Raw genomic sequence first — 24152 nt, 5'->3', positions numbered from 1 at the left:
CACCAGATGGACCAGAACACCCGCGCCGGTATCCTGCTGATGATTGGTGCGACCTTTGTTTTTGCGCTGCAAGACGGGATTTCACGTCATCTTGGCGGAACCTACAACGTCTGGATGATCGTGATGATCCGGTATTGGTTCTTCGCGGCCTTCGTCATCTGGCTGACCCGCCGAAATGGCAGTTTAAGGAATGCCCTGCGACCCGCCCGCCCGTATCTGCAAGCCTTTCGTGGCGCGCTTCTGGCGCTTGAAATCTGTGTGACGGTGTTGTCTTTCGTTCTGCTGGGGCTGGTGGAAAGCCATGCGATCTTTACCAGCTACCCGCTGCTCATCGCGGCGTTCTCGGGTCCGGTATTGGGTGAGACCGTCGGCTGGCGGCGTTGGTTGGCGATCGGCATTGGGTTCATCGGCATTCTGGTGATCCTGCAACCCGGCGTCGGTGTTTTCGCCCCCGAGGCGATCGTGCCCTTGATCGGGGCCCTGATGTTTGCGCTTTACGGGTTGCTGACCCGGCTGGCTGCGAAAACCGACAGCACCCAGACCAGCTTTTTCTGGACGGGCATTGTCGGCGCGGTCGTGATGACCGTCATTGGCGCGTCGTTCTGGGAACCGATGATCGCGCGCGATTGGGCCTGGATGGCCCTTTTGTGCGTCACCGGTGTGCTCGGGCATTGGCTGTTGATCAAATGCTATGAGTTCGCCGAGGCCAGCGTGGTGCAGCCCTTCGCCTATCTGCAACTGGTGTTTGTCGCGATTCTTGGCGTGTCCCTGTTTGGTGAAGAGCTTCGGACAAACGTGGTGATCGGCGCGGCCATCGTGGTCGGCGCAGGGATATTCACCCTGATCCGCAGCCGCCGCGCGACACGACCTATTGCTTAAGCTCTTTCGACAGGGACAGGGGTTCGGTCTTGCCGGTCAGCCGCGCCCGGTAGATCGGCAGGCTTTCGGCCACCCGCATGACGTAGTTGCGGGTTTCGCGAAACGGAATGTGCTCGATCCAGTCGATGATGTCGGTTGAACTGGCGCGCACGTCCCCCAACTGCTCGGTCCACCGGGTCGCACGGGTGGGTCCAGCGTTATACGCCACCGAAAGCAGCACTGGGTTCATACCAAAATCCTCGATCAGCTTGGCAAGGTATTCGGACCCCAGCCGTGTGTTGTATGCCGGGTCGGTGATCAGGCGTGATTTCGAATAGGGCATATCCAGACGCTTGGCCATGTCCGACGCCGTGCCGGGCATAAGTTGCATCAACCCGCGCGCACCCACGCCGGACATGACGCTTGGGTCAAATTCGCTTTCACGTCGCGCGATGGCAAGTTCAAGCGCACGGGGCACGGTCCGGTTGCCGCGACCGATATCCGGCGTTGGGTAATAGGGGCGCGGAATCGTCAGGCCGACACTGGCAGCTTGTTTTGCGACCATCACCTGCAAATGCGGCTCGTCCACGCTTTCCGCCCATGCGCTAAGCTGGCCGAGCTCCTCGCGGTTCAGGTTTTCAGCCAGTTGCACGGTAAAGCGTCTGGCCCAGGATCTTTCGCCTGCGGCTTGCAGCAGACGTGCGGCCTCCATAACGGATCCACCCCAGAACCGCGCCTTGGCGAACGGCGGGAAAGGTTCGTTTCCGATCAAGGTCGGATCCATTGGCATTCCGGCTTTTTCTGCCGCCAGCAGTCCATAAAAGCTGGTCTGATACTCGCCGCCCAATTCATACGCAGCCTTGGCGGCGACCGTGTCGCCGGCGGCTTCATAGGCCCGACCCAGCCAATAGCCCGCACGCCCCATGCTGATCGGAGAGTTCACACTCTGCCGAAAAATCTGAAAATGCTCAAGCGCGGTGATCGGATCGTTCAGCTTGCGCAGGGCGACATAGCCGGCGATCCATTCAAGGTCGGCCCGATCCGATCCGCCATTCAGATAATGAAACGATGCCAGTTGATAGGCCTGCTTAGCTTTGCCCTCGCGCATCGACCATCGGGCCAGGACGCGGCGCCAACTGGCCCAGCGTTGGGGTTTCCCCAGCGACGCCACGCTGTTCGAACGGGCCAGGATCAGGTCAACCGCATCCTGATTGCGCCCTTTCGACGCTCGCCACAGGAAACGCTCGTATGCCAGCCCTGCATCGTCTGCCAACGCGGACGGCACCGCGGCGATCAGCGCATCGACGCCGTCGTCCTTTTTGCGCAGAGCCAATCGGGCTTTGGCCAATGCTTGCTGATCCTTGCTGACCAAAGGTAGCATCCGGGTCGCTTCGGCGGTAGCACCACGCCACAACAGGGTGTCGAGCCTGTCCCAATGGTAAGGCCTGAGAGTGTCGCCATAGCGCGAGATAAAGGCCTCATGCTCTTCCTCGTCCAGCGACAGGGTGCGCCATGCCAGTATGATGTGGGCGCGTGCGTCTTGGGCTGCACCGGTGGCAGTCAGGGCTTCGGCCAACCGCAATGCGCCCCGACCGGTCTGTGGCGGCTCTGGTTTGAAGAAGGCCAAAACCTTCGCGGGATCATAGCGATGTGGAATGGTTTCTTCGGATTGTTTGCGCAGGTATTTCAGGCCCGGCCAATCCGGATGATTTGCCAAAAAGGTGCGGGTATCCTCGAAACTGCCCTCGCCGCGACGCAGCCTGTGCCATTCGACGATATCTCGCACCAGCGGACCGCTTGACTGTGCGGTCGCCAATGCCGATGGCCAATCGTCAGATCTCGCCTGTTGAACGGCTTGTTTCAACGCGCTGACCGCGTCTGATTCTTGCGCCGATGCCCCGGTTTGCAAGGCAAACAAGGGCAATAACGACAGGGACATGGCCCCGATTGTGTGCTTAAAAATCCTGCTCATTTGGAAAAACTAGTAATGGCAGCCGGATACGCAACACACAAACTTGGCATTTGTGTTGAACCCGGCTAGTTTCCGCCGCGTTTGAGGTCGCGAGTCAGTTCGCGACCCTGAAAATCTGAAACAACAAAATTGGAGCGTGTCATGTTCAAAGGATCTCTTCCTGCCCTGGTCACGCCGTTCAAGGACGGCGCAGTGGATTTCGACACGCTCAAACGCTTGGTCGAATGGCATATCTCCGAAGGTTCGCACGGGCTGGTGCCGGTGGGGACAACCGGAGAAAGCCCGACGCTGAGCCACAAGGAACACGAACAGGTGGTCGAGGCCGTTGTGACCGCCGTCGCCGGCCGCGTGCCGGTGATTGCCGGGGCTGGGTCGAACAGCACTGCCGAAAGCCTACGTCTTGTGAAACATGCCAAGACTGTGGGCGCGGACGCAGCGCTGGTCGTAACCCCATACTATAACAAACCCACCCAAAGTGGGCTGATCGCGCATTATTCGGTGCTTGCCGAAGTTGGTATTCCGATCATCATCTACAACATTCCGCCGCGCTCGGTGGTGGATATGTCACCTGCGACGATGGGAGAGCTGGCGAAGCTGGACATGATTGTCGGCGTCAAGGATTCCTCGGCCGACCCGGGCCGGGTTGCCATGCAGCGCATGACCTGCGGCAAGGATTTCATCCAATTGTGCGCCGAAGACCCGGCGGCGGTTGGATACAACGCCATGGGCGGGGTCGGTTGCATTTCCGTGACCGCGAACGTGGCGCCGAAACTGTGCAGCCAGGTGCAGGAGGCGACACTGGCCGGCGATTTTGCCAAGGCGCTTGAATTGTCCGACAAGCTGATGCCTCTGCATCGCGCGATCTTCCTTGAACCCGGCGTGGCCGGGGCGAAATACGCGATGTCGCGGCTGGGCATTTGTGATGGCGAACTGCGCCTGCCGATGGTCGAGGTGACGGATGGCACCAAGACACAGATCGACGATGCCTTGCGCCACGCAGGTTTGCTGAACTGATCAAAACAGCCCGGTGGTCTGTGAATTGCAGATGGCCGGGCTGGACAGCGCCCGATCGAACGCCTACATCCGCGTCATGGCCAAGACGAAAGACGACCCCAACTACAAGGTGATCGCCGAGAACCGGCGGGCGCGGTATGATTACGCGATTGAGGAAGATGTCGAATGTGGCATCGTTCTGATGGGGTCCGAGGTGAAGTCGTTGCGCGAAGGCAGTGCCAACATCGCCGAGAGCTACGCGGCGGTCGAGGATGGCGAGCTGTTCCTGACAAACGGCTATATTGCACCTTACAAGCAAGCCGTGACCTGGGGTCATCTGGAGCGCCGCAAGCGCAAGCTGTTGGCGTCAAAGCGCGAGATTTCGAGGATGTGGAATGCGACCCAGCGCAAGGGCATGACCCTTGTGCCGCTGGTCATGTATTTCAATCACAAGGGCTTGGTGAAGATCAAGATTGGCATCGCCAAGGGCAAGAAGGCCCACGACAAAAGGGCGACCGAGGCCAAGCGTGATTGGGGACGCCAGAAGCAACGGTTATTGCGGCACGGGGACTAGGCTCAGGGCTCATTGATTGACCTGAAAAATGACGATTTCTGCGATACAGTTTGTGAGAAGAATGCGTTTGCACATCTGTCGTTTCTTGTTGCGATACGACGCCAGTCTTTGAGCTTGGCGAACAGATTCTCTATCTTGTGGCGCTGTTTGTATAAGGTTTTACAGGAGCTTGCAGCGCGCCTCCACCTGGCTCTTGGCGGAATGCAGGGCGTGAACCGACGTGCTTCCGGGGCTTCACGATAACTATCACTGTCGTATCCCTTATCGCCAATCAGTTCGAATGCGGGCCGCAGATCAGACAGAAGGATGGCGGCTCCATGCGGTCGCTTTGCTGCTCTCTTGGTTTTGGATGGCAGTGTTTCAGAACCGTCGGCGTCTCGCTAGAAATTAGTAGGCCCTGACCCCAGGCTGCGGGGCTTCGTTGCCGTTGCTTGGGATAGGCCGGATGACTGCTGTTGCGACTGGCCGTGAAAGGGTAATATGACTGAATGAAAACACGTGTAGCACTTCTTCGCGCGATCAATGTTGGCGGGACCGGCAAACTGCCTATGACAGAGTTGCGCTCGATGGCGGAAGCGGCGGGCTTGACCGATGTGCGAACCTACATTCAGTCAGGAAATCTCGTATTCTCTACCGCCGACGACCTGCCGACGGTGAAAACGGCGATTGAGAAAAGCCTTGAAACATATGCAGGCAAGCCCGTTGGCGTCTTTGTCCGCACCGCACAAGATATGCAAGATGTGCTCGATGCAAACCCGTTCCCGAATGCCGAACCAAGCAAGGTCGGCGTTCTTTTTCTCGATACGTCACCGCCTTCCAAAACGATTGAGGAGGCCAAAGGGCAAGCTGATGAAGAAATCGGACTCGGGGAGCGCGAGGTATATGTTCATTTTCCATCCGGGATGGGAAAATCGAGACTGCGACTGGCAACCATGTCCAACGGCACTCTTCGTAACATCAATATGGTTGCAAAGCTCGTCAAAATGTCGAGGGGTTGATACGGAGCAACTCGCCAAAGCCGATACTTGGTGTCGACACATTCTTTGCCCATGCTTCCTCGCTATCAGATGTTGACCGAAGCAACACGGTAGATATCTATGGCCAGAAGAAACCCAAGGTGGTTTCATCAGGGCAGGCATATTTGCGAGGGGGGGGGGACATGAAGATCAGGGCGATTGCGTTTGACGCCTACGGAACGCTGCTGGATGTCTTTTCGGTCGGCACTTTGGCGGAAACGATGTTTCCCGGCAAAGGTGCGGCAATCGCCACGACGTGGCGGGACAAGCAGATCGACTATACGCGGCTGCGCAGTATGAGCGACAAGTTCGCGGATTTCTGGCAGGTGACGGGCGACGCATTGGATTATGCGTGCGAGGCGCACGGTGTGGTGTTGTCAGAGGGTGCGCGCCGTGCGTTGATGGATGCCTATGAAGTGCTGACGGCGTTTCCTGAGAACCGCGTGGCGCTTTCCCGTTTGCAGGAGTCGGGTATTCCCATGGCGGTTCTGACCAACGGCAGCACGGGGATGATCGGGGCCGCTTTGCGGGCGTCCGGGTTGGACGGGTTCTTTGATCACGTGTTGAGCGCGGACAGTGTTCAGGTGTTCAAGACCGCGCCCGAAGTCTATCAGCTTGGACCCGAGGCGTTTGGGTGCGCGGTGTCTGAGATACTGTTTGTGTCCTCGAATTGCTGGGATATCTGCGGGGCGACGTGGTTTGGGTATCACACGATCTGGCTGAACCGTTATGTCCAACCGATGGAGCGGTTGGGCGTCGAGCCGAATGCGCGGGGTCGGTCACTGACCGACGTGGCGGATTACGTGCTGGGGTGATGGCGGTCTTGTCGTTTCGGGCCGTCATTGGTGATCGTGTCCAGCGACAGGGTGTGATCCATGTTTTGCATTCTGTGGCGTAGCATCTGCCGGGTCAGGCGTGACAGGTCCGCGGCGAAGGCGGGGTTTTCGGCGACGTTCTCCATCTCTCCTTGACCGGCGCGGTCAAACAAAAGTGGGGGCAGGTCGGCGGCAAACTCAACCAAAGTGAAACGCTCATCACGCAGGATGCCAAGGCAGGAATTGCAGGGGGTCGTCCCAAGCCGTTTTTGCCACAGGTTGGGTGCCTCCGGTTCGGCAAAGTCCAGTTCCGAGAAGGAATAGCTGCGCCAGTCGTCGGGCACCGTGCCGTTCAGAAGTGGTAGAAGGGATCGCCCATCCATCGAATTTGGCACCCCTTGCCCGACCCAATCGAGGATGGTCGGGGTCAGGTCAATTGATTCTGTTGGCGCGTTAACTTCGTAGCCTTTGTCACAGCCAGGGGCGTGTATGACCAGCGGCGTGTGATAGGCAGCGTCATAGACGTTGTGTTTGCCCCATGCGTGGTGATCGCCCAGCATTTCCCCGTGATCCGAGGTGACGATCAGTAGCGTGTCATCCCACTGGCCGCTGTCTTTCAGGAATGCGATCACGCGGCCAATATGGTGGTCCACTTCGGTCGCCAAACCCAGATAGACCGCGCGCAGGGTTTGGGTGGTGTCATCACAAGGCGGCACGTTTGCGCAGCCGATGACAAAATTTGCCTCGGTCGTGGTGTCGAGGGCTGGCCCGAAGAAGGGGTGGACCGAGGCCTCGGTTTTGCGGTCCCCGATACGGTTGGGCAAGGGAAGGGACGCTGGGTCATACATGTCGTTATAGGGTGCTGGCGCAACCAGCGGCGGGTGTGGCCGGATATAGGTCAGATGCGCAAACCAGCTCTGATTAGTGTAGGCTGGCATCGCGTCCAGAAACCGATCGGTCAGAAATGCGGTGTCGCTGTCTTCGGCTGCATAAACGGCCGGGGCGTTCAGGCGCCCTCCATCACCCCCCGGGATGTAGAGCTGCCAGTAATTGTCGAAGGTGTAGCCTTTGTTCAGAAGGTATGAACGCCATGGATAGGACATTTCCAGCCGCATCTCGACCTGTTCGGAAAAGCCCTCCATTGGAAATTCATAGGTCTGCATCGCAGGGTCACTTGGCGCATGAATGCGTGGGTCGTGCGAGGTGTCGGTATAGCCAAACAGCATTGGCAGGTATCCGGCCTTGCGCATTTCACTGGCAATTGTCGGCGTATCATGCCGCAAGGGCGTGCCATTGCGGACCGAGCGGTGGTTCATCGCATATTGCCCGGTCAGGATCGAGGCGCGCGACGGGCCGCATGGATTGGTGACAGAAAAATGATGTCGGAACGTCACCGCGTCAGCCATAAGAGCGCGCAGGTTGGGCAGGTCAACATGATCGGCCAAGGCGCCGTGCAGGCAATCGGCGCGCAACTGATCAATAATGATGAAAAGGACATTCCGCTTCTTGGCCATATCGTCAATCCCGGTGTTGTGGATTGTTCGTGCTGCCCTTTTTCCGTTCGAATGGAAGACCCGGCACAAACCGTCCAAAAATCTGCGAGGAGGGTCGAGGAAAAACCCGACGCCTTCAAGAAATACTTGACGAAGCGGTGATGGATTGTGGCTGACAACACGCCCGACCAAAGCCCGCAGGAGAGCGGAGATGAAAAAAGAGTTGATTGGCAGAGTGTTGACAGCGGCGGTGATAGCGCATGACACTTACACGATCGTCGCAGAGTCGCGTGTCATCAAATCGATTCTTTCCTGATTGATGATCCACATGCGTTCTGTGACAGGCACCCCGGATGTGGGGCGCAGAAGTGGGGGCTCGTGTTCTTTCAAATTGCATCTTGCAGTACGATGTCCGCCGCCAAAACCGTGTCGATGGTAAAGCGAGGTGAACTGGACTGATTGGGCGTTTCCAGCTGGCGCTATTTCATGCCGGGATAATGACAAAGACTGACGGCACAAAACAAAAATCAGAAAAAACGTAATCAACAGGAGAATAAAATGACAACGGATACCAAATTCAGCCGCCGGTCGGTGCTGAAAGGGGCGACGACAATGGGTGCTGCTGCCCTTGCCACACCGCTTTATGTGAAACGCGCGCTGGCGTCGTCCGGTGAAGTCAACATCTTGATGTGGTCGGATTACCTGCCGCCCGAGTTTATCGCTGGCTTTGAGGCGGAAACCGGGATCAAGGTGAACTATACCGGGATCGGCTCGAACGAAGAGATCATCAACAAGATGAAGGCCACCAAGGGTCAGGGTTTCGACATCATATCGCCGACCAACAACCGGTCGCTGCAATGGGGGCCGCTGGAGCTTCTGCAACCGTTTGATCTGTCGAAGGTCAACATTGATGCGGTGAACCCTGCCATGGCGAAAATCGGCACCGATGCATGGAACTTCGGGGATGCTGGCGTCCATTGGCTGCCGCATATCTGGGGCACCGAAGGCATCGCATATCGCACCGACTTGTGGCTGCCCGCGGGTGACGCGCCAAGCTATGGCGACGTTTGGTCGGAAGAAAACGCTGGCAAGACCATGGGCCGTGCGCATTCGATGATGCTGGGCGCTGGCCTGTACATGGAAGCATCGGGCGAGATGGAGCCGGGCTCGATCTGGTCGGCATATGAAGACGAGGAAACGATGCGCAAGGTCTGGGGTCAGGTCACCGATTGGTGTGTGGCTCGCAAGGATCGCATCAAGCTGATCTGGAACGATGCCGACACGCAGAAGAACGGCCTTCTGAACGAAGGTGTAGTGGTTGGTCAGACCTGGGATGGCCCGCCACTGGCGCTTAAATCGGCTGGAGAGCCGGTGCATTACCAAGCACCGGTCGAAGGTGCGATGGCTTGGGTCGACGGCATGTCGATGCCGGTGGGTGCCGAGAATATGGACGAGATCTATGCCTTCATCGACTATGCCTATCGTCAGGAACCGGCAGGTAAAGCGATTGACAGCCATGGCTACAACTCGCCCGTTCTCGGGGCAGACACCTATTCAGGTGACACCTACAAGAAGAACTTCTCGGAAGCCTATCCGGGTGACAGTCTGGCCAACCTGAACCCGTGGCCAGCAGAAGCGCCTTGGTATGCAGATGTGCGGACAGAGTTCGTCAACAAGTTCAAGAGCGCCTGATCGCTTTGGAATTGCGTTCCCCTGCCTGCTGGTGGGGGAACGTTATAGCTCAGTTTGAAACGATAAACACGGAGCCGCACCCCGCCAGAAGGGTGTGATCAATTCGTGCACGGGGAGAAGCCATATGAGTGCCGGAGTAGGCGTCGATCTTGAAAACCTGTGGATTCGCTTTGGGGATTTCGTCGCGGTTCGCGATGCGAATGTGCACATCAACGGGGGCGATTTCTTCTCGTTTCTTGGCCCATCGGGTTGCGGCAAGACCACGATCCTGCGCGCCGTGTCCGGGTTTCTGGAACCCAGCGAAGGCAATGTGCTGATCGGTGGCAATAACATGAAGGGCATCGGCCCGAACAAGCGCCCGACAGCTTTGATCTTCCAGAACCTTGCCCTGTTCCCGCTGATGAAGGTGTGGGAGAATATTACGTTTTCAATGGAAATCGCGGGGGCTTCGGCGAAAGAGCGCCGCAAGCGGGCCGATGAATTGCTGGACATGATCGCGTTGTCGGATCAGGGCGACAAGCTGCCCAGCGAGCTTTCAGGCGGTCAGCGTCAGCGCGTGGCGATTGCGCGCGCTTTGTGCGCCGAACCGCATGTGCTGCTGCTGGACGAACCCTTGTCCGCGCTGGACCTGAAGCTGCGCCAACATATGCGCACCGAGCTGCGCGAGATTCAAAAGCGTGTGGGCATCACCTTCATCTATATCACCCATGACCAGGGCGAGGCGCTGACCATGTCCGACGACATTGCCGTCATGCGCGCTGGCGTGATTGATCAGATCGGAGATGGCAAGACGATCTATAACGATCCCGCCACTGCCTTCGCCGCCTCCTTTGTAGGCGAAAATAATGTGTTCCGTGGCAAGGTGCTTGAGGTGGACGGGACTGAAGCCCTGATACGGACCAACCGTTCAGGCGTTTTGCGATCACGCATTTCGACGGCAAATGTCGGCAGGATGAATGTGGGTGACGATGCAATGATGTTCATTCGCCCCGAGGCGCTGTCGCTGGCGGCCAAGGGATCAACCGGCGACCACTATGTCACCGCGCAAGTGACCCACGAAGAGTTCGAAGGAAACTCCTTCAATATCTTCATGGCAGGCGACGGCGGGAAAGAGATCAAAGTCGCGATCCCGAACCACGGGCAATCTTTCGATGACCACACCGGGCAAGCCATGACGCTGGAATACGAGGTCGACAACGCCGTTGTAGTCCCTGCCGGCGAACTGGCTGCGGAATAGGGGGTCGTCATGCCACGTTTCCTGCGGGAGTTTTTCAACCGAAACGGCACGATGATGGGGTCGGTGATGCTGGGGCTGGTCCTGTTCTGGACCATTGGCCTGATTATCCTGCCACAGTTGTCGATGCTCGACTTTTCGTTCCGTCCAAACCTGCCGCCACCTGAAATCGGCGGGCCGAAAGATGTCTATACGCTTGAGAACTACAAATATCTGGTCTACGGGCCGGAAGGCGGCAGTCAGGATTACAATGCGGTCGATCTGAAGGTGTTTTTTCGCACGCTTGTTGCGGCGGTGTTTGTGACCATCTTCAACCTTATTATTTGCTACCCCATCGCCTATTATCTGGGCCAGACCAAGGGCAATCACATCCGCATTTTTGCCCTGATGTTGATCATTCCCTATTGGATCAACGAAATCCTGCGGGCGTTTGCCTTGCGCATTATCTTCGGAGAAAGCGGCGTCCTGAACACTCTGCTGGTCGGCACCGGGATATTCGATACGCCGTTTGACTTCATTCGCAATGACATCGCGCTCTACGCCGGTCTTGGATACGCCTATATCCTTCTGATGATCTTCCCGATCTATAACGTGATCGAAAGCCTTGATCACAACCAGATCGAGGCCGCGCGCGACCTTGGTGCCCCGTGGTGGCGCATCCATAAACGTGTGGTGATCCCTTATGCCAAACCCGGCATCAGCTCTGGCTGCACGATGGTATTCATGCTGTCTGCCGGCGCACTGGCTGCGCCGCAGATCCTTGGCGGACCATCTTCGCTGTGGTTCACGCAGTTGATCTATCAGCAGTTCAATGACAATTCCGATTGGCCGCAAGGCGCGGCCTACGCGATTGTGCTTCTGGTGACCTGTATCATGCTGGTCTTGGCCGTGATGCGCCTGTTCAAGGTGAACATGGGGGATATCGGCAAATGAACAATCCCGTCATCCGTATTTCGATCTGGATCTATCTGGCGATCTTCTTTGCCTACCTGCTCGGCCCTCTTGTGATCATGTCGATCACGGCGTTCAACTCGCCCAGTTTTCCGCGGGCAACGCCGTGGGAATGTCTGACTTTCGAGTGGTTTTCGGCCCTGTTTCAGGATGAGCGTATCCTGAATGGCATCAAGAACTCGATCCTGGTGGGCATCGGCACGATCATCCTGTCCGTCTCAATGGGACTGGCCGGTGCGCTGATGCTGACGCAAATCTGGCCCAAGCTGCGCGCAACCTATTACACAATCATCATCGCCCCGATCCTGATCCCCGGCGTGGTGCTGGGTATCTCGACGCTGGTGTTCTGGGACCGGATCAACAGGATGCTGGGGCTGGGTGCGGACAGCTTCTTGTCCAACGGGCTGTTTCTGACCATCATCGGTCAGTCCACCTTCATCGCCAGTTACTGCATGTTGGTGTTGGTGGCCCGCCTGCAACGCTATGACCTGGCGCTGACAGAAGCCGCTCTGGACTTGGGTGCAACCCATGCCCAAGCGTTCCGCAAGATCCTGTTGCCGTTCATGCGGCCTGCGATTGCGTCCGCGGCGGTGCTGGCGTTCTTGGCCTCGTTCGAGAACTACAACACCACCACCTTCACCTTCGGCGAATACCCTACACTGACCATCGAACTGGCGCAGAAGGTGCGCTATGGCATCACACCCGCGATCTCGGCGCTGGCTTTCATGATCGTTGTTTTGACCGTCTTTGCGGCGCTGTTCAATGAAGCGAACATCAAGCGCAAAGAAGTTGTCGCGAAGGCGCGCCGGGACGGGGCCAACGTTGGCGACGTGACGGGCGGCGTTAAACTTCCCGGGTTCTTCACCGGGAACGCGGCTGCTGTTGCGCTGGTGGTCTTTGCGATTGCCACCATCGCGGTGGTCGGAACGGCAACTGTCTATAACCCCCAACAATGCATCGCCAATGTGCAGGACCAGAAGCGCCTGGAGACCCAGCAGCGCATTCAGGAACTGCGTGAACAACGCCAGCGCGATGCCGAAGCCAAAGCCGCCGAAGAAGCGACAGACGGCGGGGCGACAGCTCCGAAGCCGTCCAACAACTCCGGCTTTGGCGGTGTGTTTGCGCCGGGAACGCTTCAGAGCGAGGAAGAGAGCAGCGCTCCAAGCGAAGAGCCTGACTCGTCCAACAACTCAGGTTTTGGAGGTGTCTTTGCCCCCAACAATATCGGGGGCGGAAGCGACTGAGCGAAAGCGATGACCCGCGAGACGCAAAAAGCCCCGGTGGTTCCACCGGGGCTTTCTCGTTGGAACGATGCGTAGTTTAAGCGTCTTCGTCTTTTTTCTTCTGTTCCGGCACGACTTCTTCGCCGGTTTCCTGATCGACAACTTTCATCGAAAGGCGCACTTTGCCGCGATCATCAAAGCCCAGGAGTTTCACTTTCACTTCCTGGCCTTCTTTCAGAACGTCCGACGGGTGGTTCAGGCGGCGGTTTTCGATCTGGGACACGTGGACCAGGCCGTCGCGTTTACCGAAAAAGTTCACGAAAGCGCCGAAATCGACGATCTTCACGACCTTACCGGTGTAAACCGCACCCTCTTCCGGTTCTGCCACGATCGCGTGGATCATGTCATAGGCCTTCTGGATGGCGTCGCCATTGGGCGATGCGATCTTGATCACGCCGTCATCGTTGATATCGACCTTGGCGCCCGAAGTTTCCACGATTTCGCGGATGACCTTGCCGCCCGAACCAATCACTTCACGGATCTTGTCGGTCGGAATGTTCATGGTTTCAATGCGCGGGGCGTGAGTCGAGAACTCGGCCCGGCCAGCGGACAGGGCTTTGTTCATCTCTTCCAAGATATGCAGACGGCCTTGCTTGGCTTGCGCGAGGGCTTTCTCCATGATCTCGGGCGTGATGCCTGCGACCTTGATGTCCATTTGCAAGGAGGTGATGCCGTCTTCGGTGCCTGCCACTTTGAAGTCCATGTCACCCAGGTGATCTTCGTCACCCAGAATGTCGGTCAACACGGCGTAGGAGCCGTCATCTTCAAGGATCAAGCCCATGGCCACACCGGCCACGGGGGCTTTCAGCGGCACAGCGGCGTCCATCATTGACAGCGAACCACCACAGACCGACGCCATCGAGGATGAACCGTTGGACTCGGTGATCTCGGACACTACGCGGATCGTGTAGGGGAAGTCGGTGGCCGACGGCAGAACCGCCTGCAACGCACGCCAAGCCAGCTTGCCGTGGCCGATTTCGCGACGGCCAGTAAAGCCGAAGCGGCCGACTTCGCCGACCGAATAGGGCGGGAAATTGTAGTGCAGCATGAAATTCGACTTGTAGGTGCCGGTCAGCGCGTCGATCATTTGCTCGTCGTCGCCTGTGCCCAAAGTGGTCACGACCAGACCCTGTGTTTCACCACGGGTGAACAGGGCCGAACCGTGTGTGCGGGGCAGAACGCCGACCTCTGACACGATCGGGCGCACCGTGTCCAGCGCGCGGCCGTCGATGCGCTTGCCGGTCTTCACCACGTCACCACGCACAACCGAGCTTTCCAGCTTTTTCAGCGCGGAGCCGAGGTTTTCGTCTTCCTGTTGCTCTTCGCTCAGGGATGCGATGATGTCGTCCTTGGCAGCGGCCAGTGCCGCGACACGTTCCTGCTTGTCGGTGTTGCCGTAAGCTGCGCGGATTTTGTCTTCGCCAGCCGCTTTCACAGCTTCGTAAAGGTCCGAGTAATCAGCAGGCTGATAGTCGAAAGGTTCCTTCGCGGCAGCTTCCGCCAGTTCGATGATCAGGTCGATGACGGGCTGGATTTGTTCGTGGGCAAAGTTCACGGCGCCCAGCATTTCGGTTTCGGTCAGCTCATAGGCTTCCGATTCAACCATCATCACGGCGTCTTTGGTACCAGCAACCACAAGATCCAGACGTTGGTCCGGGTTGTTGCGCAGCTGGTGCATGTCGTCGCAAGTCGGGTTCAGGATGTATTCACCATCTTCAAAGCCGACACGTGCGGCAGCAATCGGGCCCATGAAAGGCGCGCCCGAAATGGTCAGCGCAGCCGAGGCCGCGATCATCGCCACGATGTCGGGATCGTTGACAAGGTCGTGGCTTAGCACGGTGCAGATAACCAGAACTTCGTTTTTGAAGCCGGGGACGAACAGCGGGCGGATCGGACGGTCAATCAGACGGCTTGTCAGCGTTTCTTTTTCCGTTGGACGCGCTTCGCGTTTGAAGAAGCCACCGGGGATTTTGCCGGCTGCATAGTATTTTTCGTTGTAGTGAACCGTCAGCGGGAAGAAGTCCTGACCGGGCTTTTGTTCCTTCGCGAAGGTTACGTTGGCCATGACCGAGGTTTCGCCCAGCGTGGCGATGACCGATCCATCAGCCTGACGGGCAACCTTGCCGGTTTCCAGAGTGAGGGTTTCTTCGCCCCACTCAATCGATTTTGTCGTTACATCAAACATCATGTTTTCCTAGTTGGAAGCACTCCCGGCCCTCCGGGTCTTCCGTTGTCATGGTGGCCCCATTGCCACCGACCCCTCTACCTTGTCATGCGCCGGGGTCGAAGCGTCACGTCTCAGATGGGCGGTCCATATAGGAAAAGCAGGTGTTTGGAAACAGGATTGTTTGCGCACACAATCCTGTTTGGATTGGACTTACTGCGTTTGTGCAGCCCGCTGCCGGGTCAGCTTGCCGCGCGGCACTTTGGTGATCCCGAAGGCTTTTCGCGCCGTGACCAGTCGCAGGTCTTCCGGGTCCATTCCCATCGACAGGATCGTGTCGCGATCATATCGTTCGCGGGCGGCGTCCGGGTCGTGCCTGGTGCCGAACAGGCGGTCGATCCAGTTCATGCCGAAGCTAACGTGATAGGTTGCCTGATGGTCTTGGAAGTGATGCGCCAGATGAGTGCGAGTGACCCGTCGCCCGAACCATCCTTTCGGCACGTTCACATGGGCGAGCGTGTGGCAATATTCATAGAATGTGAATGCGCTGACCGATCCGACAAACAAGGCGACATAGGCAGTCAGAACAGCAGGCCCGGCCCCGAGAATGGGCCAGAGGATCAGGCTGTGGGCGACGAAAGAAATCAGCCCGAAGCGCACCGGATACCAGTGATCGCCGCCCGTGAAGAATTCTGGGTCGCCGGGAAATTCATGGTGACCGATATGGCTGCGATACAGATCGTTGAAAACGCCCTGATCGGTAGGCGGTTCACGATGCAGTAGAAAGCGATGCATCGCATATTCGACAAAGAACTGGGCAATGACGCCATAAACCACGGCCAGAAGGAGCCACGGCGTGAACCAATAAATCAGCGCGGCAATGCCAGCAAACCAAAACGGAAACAGCCTGTGCAGGCTGCCCATGTTGACAAGAATTGCAAACGTGGCTTTCATGGTGTCCTCCCTTGATCCTGACAGCATGAGCAATCCAATGCAGGTCGATCAAGCGGGACGCGACGTAAAGACGGTTTTTGCCAAAGGTGCCAAAGAAAAAGGGGCTGCAAAACAGCCCCTTCGTCCGGTTTCTGAAGCAACGCTTAGCGACGCAGGCCAAGGCGTTTGATCAGGTCCTGATACCGGGCCTCATCTTTCGCGCGGGCGTAGTCCAGAAGTTTACGACGCTGAGCAACCATTTTAAGAAGACCACGGCGACCGTGGTTGTCTTTCTTATGGGTTTTGAAGTGCTCGGTCAGGGTCGCGATGCGCGAGGACAGGATTGCAACCTGCACCTCGGGCGAACCTGTGTCACCGTCTTTGGTGCCGAACTCTTTGATCAGGCGGGATTTTTCTTCAGGCGTAATCGACATCGGGGTCTCCTTCATAGGTTAAGGTTGATGGCGCAGGCCGGGATGTCGTCCAGCAAGGCCCGTGGAGAGGTCTGCCCACAGACGTGAACAGATGGGGGCGTATAGGAAGATTCCCTAGAAAACGCAAAGAAAAAATACCGGAGGTCGTTTGCAGATTATTTTTTCATCTCGTCAATGATCTGCTGGGCCCAATCGCCCAGCACCGGGATGAAGTCGATTGAGGCCAGAACATACAGCAGGATCGAGACCAGAAGCGACGCACCCAGCACTGATCCCAGTCCGAAGGCAAGGCCGCGATAGAGTTGAAACAGGCCAAGTTTCCACAAGGAATCGTGCAGCTTGATGAAGCGATGATTGTTCATCCGCTCCACCTCGGCGCGCAGCGCACGGACTTCGAATGACAGTGCTTTTTCGCGCTCGGCGAGTTTGCTTCTGACGTTCGCCCGGGTGTCTTCAGGCTTGTTAACCATTTGTTAGCCAATCGTTAATTTAAGTTTGTAACTACTATTTTCTATGAGTTTGCGTTCAGAAGGCTACAATCGCAAGCGGTTGTCTGTGCCAACCGGCGTTATGTCGCGAGTTCTACCGTTTCGCGCTTTTTGGAAAGCGAGCTGTTAAATGTTGTTTTCGTTGCTGTTTCTGGGTCTGCTACCGGTCGCCTTAATGGCTGACAGTTTCACCGAAGGCTTCTCGGATGATGAAGAAGAGGATGAAGATGTCGGGCGCGGCACCGAACCTGTGCCGCCTGCGGGACAAGGCGATTTCATCGCGGTCGACGATGGGGATATGTCCGGCGGTGAAAATACAGCAGGGGTTTTGTTGCCCAACACCGGCGATCAGGTAATTCCAGGTCAGGATATCGGTGCAGACGATACAGTTCTTGCGCCGAATAACGGGTTGGGCGATGGTGCCACCCCTCATCAAGATGCCACGCTGCTGGATCGTTTGTTGGCGACCGAAACGGATCAGCATTATGGTCGCGAGGATATGGGGCATTTCCTTGATGAGCTGGATGAACTGTCGCTGAACGATGCCGATGATCACGCGGTTTTGCCGGATGATGGTATCGACGGCACTGGCAGGGGAACAATCGACGAATTTCATGGCACCCCAATCCTGAGCAATGATGAAGGGACTGAGGTGCCAGTGGTTGATGGTGCTGCCGGCAACGACACGCTGACATCCGGTGATGATGCTGCCTATCTGTTCGGAAATGATGGCGATGACGTGATTACTTCGGGCGAGGGCGTTTTGGCCGGGTTCGGTGGCAACGGGGACGACACACTGGACGCCGCGAGAAGTCGCGATAGTTTTCTGGATGGAGGGGCAGGCGATGACATGCTGGTCGGGGGTGACGGGGACGATCAACTGTTCGGCGGTGTGCATGAGACGCCTGATGAAGAGGATACCCCCGTAACAGACGACGATATTTTGATCGGCGGTGCGGGTGACGATGCCCTATTTGGCGGGCACGGCGCCGATACACTGACGGGCGGGGAAGGGGATGACATCATCAATCACCTTGGCCACGCGATGGAGCGCGGCGGTGCTGAGCTTCACGACTTCGGTTGGCATATTGATGGCGATCAGGACACGTTGGATGGCGGTTCAGGTGACGATACGCTGATCATGGATCGCAGCGACATCGCCACCGGCGGTGACGGCGAAGATGTGTTCTGGGTCTATTCTGATGCTGACGCAGGACAGAGCCATGCCGAAGTGATGGATTTCGTCCCCGGACAGGATTTCCTGCGCGTGTCGCTGGATCCGACCCAAGATGCCAGGGATTTGGAATATGATGTTCACCCATCGGCAACTGGTGAAGATGGTATAGTGACCGTAAATGGCGAGGTTGTTGCCATCCTTAGGGGTGCACCGGGCGCAACGATGCATGATGTCTATGTAGAAGTCGTACCCAACGTGGTCGGCTGACTTTGACGGATCAAAACCATTTTTGGGGTTGTTGGGCATAGGCGATGTAAAGCGGGTGCTTTGGATGCCCATCCTTCGTCTGACCAAGATGAAAAGCAGGCTGACCGGTCTGGCGCAACAAGGCCTCAACCTGTGCACCACGGTCCAGATGTGCACCATGCGTGCCCCATCCACAGATAATCTGATCTGCCCAAGGACAACTGTCCACGATGGCCGCGTCATTTGCCGGGCCAACCGGGTCTGTTGCTGCACGCATGTTGCGCGGATCGGTGTCGCGCCACGCGAAAATGTTGGTGACGCGAAACGCCCCGAATCCCAACGTGCGTGCCCGCCGTTCGCAGCGTTCGACCGTCGGATCGTTCTGCACCTCGGTTGCGGTGGACGGGTTCAGCATGATGAACAGCGCCTTGCGACCTGCCGGATCCCAAACTCGGGTCAGCAGGTAACGGTATTTCTCGCAGTCTGAATAGACCGCGAAGGACTGGGCATCGCCCTTCTGGAACTCACGCGTAATCATAGACGCGTTTTGAACGTGGCGCGCCTTATTGGCAAGCCCTTGCGCCGCCGCGCGTTTGGTCGTTCACTGGCTGGGCAAAGAAAGGTCACATCATGCTGATAGCCGAGATCATCCGCAAGAAACGCGATGCACGGGTTCTGAGTTCTGACGATATTGCCCAGATGGTGCGCGGCATCTCCAACGGCAGCGCCAGCGACGCGCAGATCGCCGCGTTTGCCATGGCAGTCCTTTTGAACGGGATGGCGCGGGACGAGGCTGCTGCCCTGACCATGGCGATGCGCGACAGCGGGGATGTTTTTAATTGGTCCGACCTGCCGGGGCCTGTTGTGGACAAGCATTCCACCGGGGGGGTTGGCGACAATGTCAGCCTGATGCTTGCACCGATTGTGGCGGCGTGCGGTGCCTATGTGCCGATGATTTCTGGGCGCGGGCTTGGTCATACCGGCGGGACACTGGACAAGATGGAATCGATCCCCGGATATGGCGCAACACCTGATAACACCTTGTTTTCGGAGGTTGTGAATGGGGTTGGCTGCGCCATTATTGGACAGACTGCGCATTTGGCCCCGGCGGACAAGCGGTTTTATGGCATCCGTGACGTGACGGCGACGGTTGAAAGCATCCCGCTGATTACCGCCTCGATCCTGTCAAAGAAGCTGGCGGCTGGGCTTGGTTCGTTGGTGATGGATGTGAAGTTCGGCAATGGTGCCTTCATGTCGGATTTTGACAAGGCCCACGAGCTTGCGGTGTCGATCACCGAGGTTGCCCGCGCCGCTGGATTGCCATGTCATGCGCTTTTGACCGATATGAACCAACCGTTGGCGGATGCGGCAGGGAACGCGGTCGAGGTCATCAATGCAGTTGATTTTCTGACCGGTGCACGGCGAGAGGCCCGGTTGACCGAGGTTGTGATCGGTCTGTGTGGCGAAATGTTGGTAACGGCAGGGGTTGAAACAGATCGCACCCGTGCGCGTGATCTGGCACAAGCGGCGCTTGATGATGGGCGTGCGGCTGAGCGATTTGGCAAGATGGTCGCCGCCCTGGGCGGCCCCTCTGATTTTGTCGAAAACCACGTGACGTACCTGCCGGTTGCGCCCATTCAGCGAGAAGTGCTCGCGCCACGTGCGGGTTATATAAGTGCCATTGCAACGCGCGATGTTGGATTGGCCGTGGTCGAACTGGGCGGTGGGCGCCGCGTGTCCAGCGATACGATCGATCCTGCGGTTGGTTTGACCGGCCTTTTGCCTTTGGGGGTCATGGTCGACAAAGGCGACCCTATTGTCACGGTTCATGCGCGCAGCGAACAAGCTGCGGAAATAGCGCAGGCGCAGATCCTGTCAGCCTATGAGATCGGCGAATGCCCGGATCGGCAGCCGGTCGTGCGCGACATCATCGACTGAAAGCGGACTGCTATTGGTTGAACACCCGTGACGGGTGCAATTCGCCCGCGCGATAGATACCAACGGCAACAGCTTTTCCGTCATGGGACGCCCATGCCTCGTCACCATATTCAACGTCCGAGGTGATCACCATGCCCGGATTGCCGTGGCGCAGGCGGGTTGCTCCTTGGTCGGTTGCTTTCAGTTCGGGCAGGTCTTGCAACCCTTCTTCTAAAGGGTGCAAATAAGCGTCGAGTTCGCCAGTTTTCGCCAGTTTATCGACCAAATCAAGACTAACGCCCTCTTCGACGTCAAACGGGCCGGACCAGATGCGGCGCAATTCGCGGACATGGCCGTGGCAACCCAGCACCTCGCCTAGATCACGCGCGATGGAGCGGACGTAGCCGCCCTTGCCGCAGGTCATTTCGAGCGTGACATTATCGGCGTCTGGACGGTCCAGCATCACTAGTTCTTCGACCCAGAGGGGACGAGCGGCGATGTCCACGTCTTCGCCGTCGCGGGCGAGTTTATAGGCGCGTTCGCCGTCGATTTTCACGGCGGAAAACTTCGGCGGCACCTGCATGATCTTTCCGGTGAACTTGCCCAATGCAGCTTGAATGTCTTCATCGGTGGGGCGCGCGTCGCTCTCGGCGATTACCTCGCCTTCGGTGTCATCCGTGTTGGTCGCCTGACCAAGTCGGACGGTAAACACATAGGCTTTCAGCGCGTCAGTAATGTAGGGCACGGTTTTGGTGGCCTCGCCCAAAGCGACCGCCAAGACGCCGGTGGCTTCGGGGTCCAGCGTGCCTGCATGTCCTGCCTTCTTGGCATCCATTGCCCAGCGCACCTTGTTGACCACGGCGTTCGAACTGACACCGGCGGGTTTGTCCACGACCAGCCAGCCGTGAATGTCCCGCCCCTTCTTGCGGCGTCCCATCAGGCGTCCTCCGCTCCGTCGTCATCTTTCGTTTTCAGGTCGCGCTGAACGGCTTCCTGTGACAGCAGGCGGTGGGTGTGGTCCATCTGGTCAAAGGTCTCGTCCACCATAAAACGCAGGTCGGGCGTGTGCTTGATCTTAAGCGCTTTGCCCAGAATGCGGCGCAGCTCGCCCTTGTTGCGGGCCAGCGCCTTGATCGCCAGATCGCCATCCTTGCCCCCCAGGGGCAGCGCAAAGACGGTGGCGATGCTAAGGTCCGAGGTCACACGCACCTCGCCAATTGTGATCGACATGCGCCCAAGGTCGGGGTCGTGCACATCACCACGCATCAATGCTTCGGACAGGGTCCGGCGGATCAGTTCGGCGATGCGCAGCTGTCGCTGCGTCGGGCCGGCTGTGTCATGAAATCGGTTCTTTGCCATAGGGGCCATTTATGCCCGATTGCGCGCCTTCGCAACAGGGCTTTGCCAAGATAGGGCAAGCGCGCTAGACAGCGATGAAGCGAAGGAGACAAAGATGAGCGATTTGCCGGGCATTGTTGTGATGGGCGCGTCAGGCCGGATGGGCCAGATGCTGATCCGCGAGATTGGCACGATCAAGGGCGCGCGGTTGGTCGGCGCGTTGGAGCGTTCGGGGCATGATTGGATCGGCAAGGATGTTGGCGTTTGCATGGGCGGTCAAGCGCTGGGCGTCACCGTGTCCGATGACCCGCTGGAGACAATGGCAAAGGCGCAGGCGGTCATTGATTTCACCGCTCCTGCGGCAACGGTTGCCATGGCTGAAATCGCAGCGCAGGCCCGCGCGGTGCACGTGATTGGCACCACGGGTCTGAGCGATGACGATCTGGCGAAACTGGCGCTTGCCGGGCGACATGCGACCATCGTGCGCGCAGGCAATATGAGCCTTGGCGTGAACCTTCTGGTGCAACTGACCCGCAAGGTGGCCGAGGCGCTGGACGAAGATTTCGACATCGAGATTGTCGAGGCGCATCATCATCACAAGGTCGATGCCCCATCAGGCACCGCGTTGATGCTGGGCGAGGCCGCGGCCGAAGGGCGGGGCGTCGATCTGGAAGAGGTTTCAGACCGGGGTCGTGACGGTATGACCGGCGCGCGCAAACGTGGTGACATCGGGTTTCACGCTGTGCGTGGCGGCGATATCGTGGGGGAACATGACGTGATGTTTGCAGCCCCGGGCGAGCGTATTGTGCTGCGCCATGTCGCCACAGACCGCGCCATTTTCGCCCGTGGGGCTGTGAAGGCCGCACTTTGGGGGCAGGGCAAGAAGCCCGGTGAATACGACATGATGGACGTGCTTGGGCTGTAAACCGCTGGGTCGACCCGATCAGAAGTCGATCGCGATGCCCTTCTTTTCCCAATCGCCATAGCGGACCGGTTCGGGGCCGTCGCGGCCTCCGAGTTCTGTCGGGCGAGTTTTGGCCTCTGCCTCTGCCTTCTTGCGGCGTTCCGCGGCTTCGGCCAAGGCACGCTTGGCCGCGGGCGGTAGGTCGCGCTGCTCGGTTTCGGGCTTTGACGGCGTGTCGGGCATGGGCCTGATCCTTGTGGCTTTCTGTGCCATGATATAGGTCGCGCGAAGGTGAAATGCAAAGGGGTGCCGATGGGCAAGGTTGTGGACCCGCGACATATCGCGGTCGATCTTTTGGGGGATGTTCTGGACGAGCATCGTTTGCTGTCCGAAGCATTGCCGAAACGGCTGGCCAAGGTTGCGCCCGAAGACCGCGCGCGCACCCAGCGGTTGACTTTGTTGGCGCTGCGCAACATGGATCGGGCGGATCGCATGTTGGGGCCACATCTGAAAAAGCGCCCTTCCGCACGGGTTCTGAATATTCTGCGGCTGGGTGTGGCCGAGATATGCACGGGCGGGGCTGCGCATGGCATCGTGAACTCGCTTGTGGCTTTGACCCGTGCGAACCGCCAGACGGAACGGCAGTCCGGTTTGGTCAACGCGATTCTGCGTAAGGTCACCGAAGAGACTGCCAAGTGGGATGGTTTGCCGATCCCGCGGCTGCCGAAATGGCTGCGTAAGCCGCTGATTGCCGATTATGGTAAAGCACGGGTCGAAGCGATGGAGGCAGTACAGGTGCTCGCACCTCCACTTGATCTGACCGCGAAGGGAGACGCTGAGGAATTGGCGAAACGGCTGGGCGGAACCTTGTTGCCCACTGGGTCGGTGCGGTTGCAGGATGCCGGGCAGGTGACGGGGCTCGCTGGGTATGATGCCGGTGATTGGTGGGTGCAGGATGCGTCTGCCGCTTTGCCTGCAAAGGTGCTGACGCCAGTGTCCGGGGCGCGGGTGCTGGACATGTGCGCCGCGCCGGGTGGCAAGACCATGCAACTGGCCGCGATGGGTGCGAATGTGACTGCGCTGGATGTGTCCGAGGTTCGGATGAAGCGCGTGGCTGAAAACCTGTCGCGCACCGGACTGAAGGCCGAACTCGTGGTAGGCGATGCGCTGGAATTCGACGAACCGCAATTTGATTCCATCTTGCTGGATGCGCCTTGCACAGCGACAGGCACGATCCGCAGACATCCCGATTTGCCCCATGCCAAGGATGGCAGCGACTTTCCTGGCCTGTTCGAGTTGCAGGAATACATGATTGATCGCGCCATTGGGCTGTTGAAACCCGGCGGGCGGCTGGTGTTTTGCACCTGTAGCCTGCTGATCGACGAAGGCGAAGAGCAGGTGCGCGATGCGCTGGGACGCCATGCGAATGTGCAGCTTGATCTCGACGCTCTGCGCCTTCCAGGCGTTGACGGAAGTTGGATCGGTCCTGAAGGGTTGCGGATTTTTCCGCATTTCAACGCCGATCTTGGCGGGATGGACGGATTTTTCATCACAGCCTTTCGCAAAACCTGACCGACAATGCGGCAATTCACCGATGACTCTCGTCATGCGGGTCTGTATGCTTTCCCAAAGACCCCCGTCAGAGGGGCGTAAGTTCAACATAGTTGGAT

At 58.1% G+C, this 24152-nt stretch carries 24 protein-coding genes; 13 read left to right on the top strand and 11 right to left on the bottom strand.

The window, feature by feature from the left end:
- The first annotated feature begins 6 nt into the window (after nt 1–6).
- Nucleotides 7–879, top strand: a complete 873-nt coding sequence (locus AC13C8_RS11320) for a DMT family transporter (protein WP_091427284.1) — start codon at nt 7–9, stop codon at nt 877–879.
- On the opposite strand, the gene AC13C8_RS11315 is transcribed toward AC13C8_RS11320, so the two are convergent.
- A complete protein-coding gene (locus AC13C8_RS11315; protein WP_482847373.1) occupies nt 869–2830 on the bottom strand; it encodes a lytic transglycosylase domain-containing protein in 1962 nt (653 codons plus the stop codon). The genes AC13C8_RS11320 and AC13C8_RS11315 overlap by 11 nt on opposite strands.
- A 141-nt stretch (nt 2831–2971) precedes the next feature.
- Here AC13C8_RS11315 and dapA point away from each other — a divergent pair, with 141 nt between their 5' ends.
- Both dapA and smpB read left to right on the top strand, forming a co-directional pair.
- Nucleotides 2972–3844, top strand: a complete 873-nt coding sequence (gene dapA / locus AC13C8_RS11310; protein WP_091427280.1) for a 4-hydroxy-tetrahydrodipicolinate synthase — start codon at nt 2972–2974, stop codon at nt 3842–3844.
- Nucleotides 3845–3920: 76 nt separating this feature from the next.
- On the top strand, nt 3921–4397 hold the full coding sequence (gene smpB, locus AC13C8_RS11305) for an SsrA-binding protein SmpB (RefSeq protein WP_091431860.1): 477 nt from the start codon (nt 3921–3923) through the stop codon (nt 4395–4397).
- 2 nt (nt 4398–4399) lie between these two features.
- Here the strand turns inward: smpB and AC13C8_RS11300 are convergent, their stop codons facing one another.
- On the bottom strand, nt 4400–4669 hold the full coding sequence (locus tag AC13C8_RS11300) for a hypothetical protein (RefSeq protein ID WP_482847866.1): 270 nt from the start codon (nt 4667–4669) through the stop codon (nt 4400–4402).
- A gap of 216 nt (nt 4670–4885) precedes the next feature.
- Between AC13C8_RS11300 and AC13C8_RS11295 the strand changes: the two genes are divergently transcribed.
- Both AC13C8_RS11295 and AC13C8_RS11290 read left to right on the top strand, forming a co-directional pair.
- Nucleotides 4886–5395: a DUF1697 domain-containing protein gene (locus tag AC13C8_RS11295; protein ID WP_482847372.1), complete on the top strand. Its 510-nt coding sequence runs from the start codon at nt 4886–4888 to the stop codon at nt 5393–5395.
- A gap of 161 nt (nt 5396–5556) precedes the next feature.
- Nucleotides 5557–6228 carry a haloacid dehalogenase type II gene (locus tag AC13C8_RS11290; RefSeq protein ID WP_482847370.1) on the top strand — a complete coding sequence of 224 codons (672 nt, stop codon included), beginning with the start codon at nt 5557–5559 and terminating at the stop codon, nt 6226–6228.
- Here the strand turns inward: AC13C8_RS11290 and AC13C8_RS11285 are convergent.
- On the bottom strand, nt 6213–7742 hold the full coding sequence (locus tag AC13C8_RS11285; protein WP_482847368.1) for an alkaline phosphatase family protein: 1530 nt from the start codon (nt 7740–7742) through the stop codon (nt 6213–6215). The genes AC13C8_RS11290 and AC13C8_RS11285 overlap by 16 nt on opposite strands.
- Nucleotides 7743–8279: 537 nt before the next feature.
- Between AC13C8_RS11285 and AC13C8_RS11280 the strand changes: the two genes are divergently transcribed.
- The 4 genes from AC13C8_RS11280 (at nt 8280) to AC13C8_RS11265 (ending at nt 12842) form a co-directional block, all read left to right on the top strand.
- Entirely contained in the window at nt 8280–9413 is a 1134-nt protein-coding gene (locus AC13C8_RS11280; protein WP_091427269.1) for an ABC transporter substrate-binding protein, read from the top strand.
- Nucleotides 9414–9537: 124 nt separating this feature from the next.
- Nucleotides 9538–10650: an ABC transporter ATP-binding protein gene (locus AC13C8_RS11275; protein WP_482847367.1), complete on the top strand. Its 1113-nt coding sequence runs from the start codon at nt 9538–9540 to the stop codon at nt 10648–10650.
- 9 nt (nt 10651–10659) lie between these two features.
- A complete protein-coding gene (locus AC13C8_RS11270) occupies nt 10660–11580 on the top strand; it encodes an ABC transporter permease (RefSeq protein ID WP_091427262.1) in 921 nt (306 codons plus the stop codon).
- Nucleotides 11577–12842 (top strand): ABC transporter permease, encoded by a 1266-nt coding sequence (locus AC13C8_RS11265; protein ID WP_482847365.1) that lies wholly within the window; start codon nt 11577–11579, stop codon nt 12840–12842. The genes AC13C8_RS11270 and AC13C8_RS11265 overlap by 4 nt, the downstream gene beginning before the upstream one ends.
- 76 nt (nt 12843–12918) lie before the next feature.
- On the opposite strand, the gene pnp is transcribed toward AC13C8_RS11265, so the two are convergent.
- The 4 genes from pnp to AC13C8_RS11245 all read right to left on the bottom strand — a co-directional run bounded on the left by pnp (nt 12919) and on the right by AC13C8_RS11245 (nt 16882).
- On the bottom strand, nt 12919–15066 hold the full coding sequence (gene pnp, locus AC13C8_RS11260; protein WP_091431858.1) for a polyribonucleotide nucleotidyltransferase: 2148 nt from the start codon (nt 15064–15066) through the stop codon (nt 12919–12921).
- A 192-nt stretch (nt 15067–15258) separates the two neighbouring features.
- Nucleotides 15259–15999, bottom strand: coding sequence for a sterol desaturase family protein (locus AC13C8_RS11255; protein ID WP_091427258.1), 741 nt, complete (start codon nt 15997–15999; stop codon nt 15259–15261).
- Nucleotides 16000–16142: 143 nt separating this feature from the next.
- Entirely contained in the window at nt 16143–16412 is a 270-nt protein-coding gene (gene rpsO / locus AC13C8_RS11250) for a 30S ribosomal protein S15 (RefSeq protein ID WP_482847363.1), read from the bottom strand.
- 155 nt (nt 16413–16567) lie between these two features.
- Nucleotides 16568–16882 carry a DUF5665 domain-containing protein gene (locus tag AC13C8_RS11245; RefSeq protein WP_245744606.1) on the bottom strand — a complete coding sequence of 105 codons (315 nt, stop codon included), beginning with the start codon at nt 16880–16882 and terminating at the stop codon, nt 16568–16570.
- A gap of 148 nt (nt 16883–17030) precedes the next feature.
- Here AC13C8_RS11245 and AC13C8_RS11240 point away from each other — a divergent pair, with 148 nt between their 5' ends.
- Complete coding sequence (locus AC13C8_RS11240) at nt 17031–18344, top strand: calcium-binding protein (protein ID WP_482847361.1); 1314 nt, start codon at nt 17031–17033, stop codon at nt 18342–18344.
- Nucleotides 18345–18354: 10 nt separating this feature from the next.
- On the opposite strand, the gene AC13C8_RS11235 is transcribed toward AC13C8_RS11240, so the two are convergent.
- Complete coding sequence (locus AC13C8_RS11235) at nt 18355–18861, bottom strand: DUF1643 domain-containing protein (protein ID WP_091427253.1); 507 nt, start codon at nt 18859–18861, stop codon at nt 18355–18357.
- Nucleotides 18862–18953: 92 nt separating this feature from the next.
- Here AC13C8_RS11235 and deoA point away from each other — a divergent pair, with 92 nt between their 5' ends.
- Nucleotides 18954–20261: a thymidine phosphorylase gene (gene deoA / locus AC13C8_RS11230; protein ID WP_482847359.1), complete on the top strand. Its 1308-nt coding sequence runs from the start codon at nt 18954–18956 to the stop codon at nt 20259–20261.
- Between the two features lie 10 nt (nt 20262–20271).
- Here the strand turns inward: deoA and truB are convergent, their stop codons facing one another.
- Nucleotides 20272–21177 (bottom strand): tRNA pseudouridine(55) synthase TruB, encoded by a 906-nt coding sequence (gene truB / locus AC13C8_RS11225; protein ID WP_482847357.1) that lies wholly within the window; start codon nt 21175–21177, stop codon nt 20272–20274.
- Nucleotides 21177–21599 (bottom strand): 30S ribosome-binding factor RbfA, encoded by a 423-nt coding sequence (gene rbfA / locus AC13C8_RS11220; protein WP_482847356.1) that lies wholly within the window; start codon nt 21597–21599, stop codon nt 21177–21179. Before rbfA ends, truB begins: the two co-directional genes overlap by 1 nt.
- A gap of 94 nt (nt 21600–21693) precedes the next feature.
- Here rbfA and dapB point away from each other — a divergent pair, with 94 nt between their 5' ends.
- Nucleotides 21694–22503, top strand: coding sequence for a 4-hydroxy-tetrahydrodipicolinate reductase (dapB, locus tag AC13C8_RS11215; protein ID WP_091431853.1), 810 nt, complete (start codon nt 21694–21696; stop codon nt 22501–22503).
- An 18-nt stretch (nt 22504–22521) separates the two neighbouring features.
- Here dapB and AC13C8_RS11210 read toward each other — a convergent pair whose 3' ends face one another.
- Entirely contained in the window at nt 22522–22725 is a 204-nt protein-coding gene (locus AC13C8_RS11210) for a DUF1674 domain-containing protein (protein ID WP_091431852.1), read from the bottom strand.
- Between the two features lie 69 nt (nt 22726–22794).
- Here AC13C8_RS11210 and AC13C8_RS11205 point away from each other — a divergent pair, with 69 nt between their 5' ends.
- Nucleotides 22795–24054 (top strand): RsmB/NOP family class I SAM-dependent RNA methyltransferase, encoded by a 1260-nt coding sequence (locus AC13C8_RS11205; RefSeq protein ID WP_482847354.1) that lies wholly within the window; start codon nt 22795–22797, stop codon nt 24052–24054.
- Nucleotides 24055–24152 lie beyond the last annotated feature (98 nt).

This window comes from Aliiroseovarius sp. B-4, from assembly GCF_056857795.1.
This window is presented reverse-complemented; position numbering and strand designations above follow the sequence as displayed.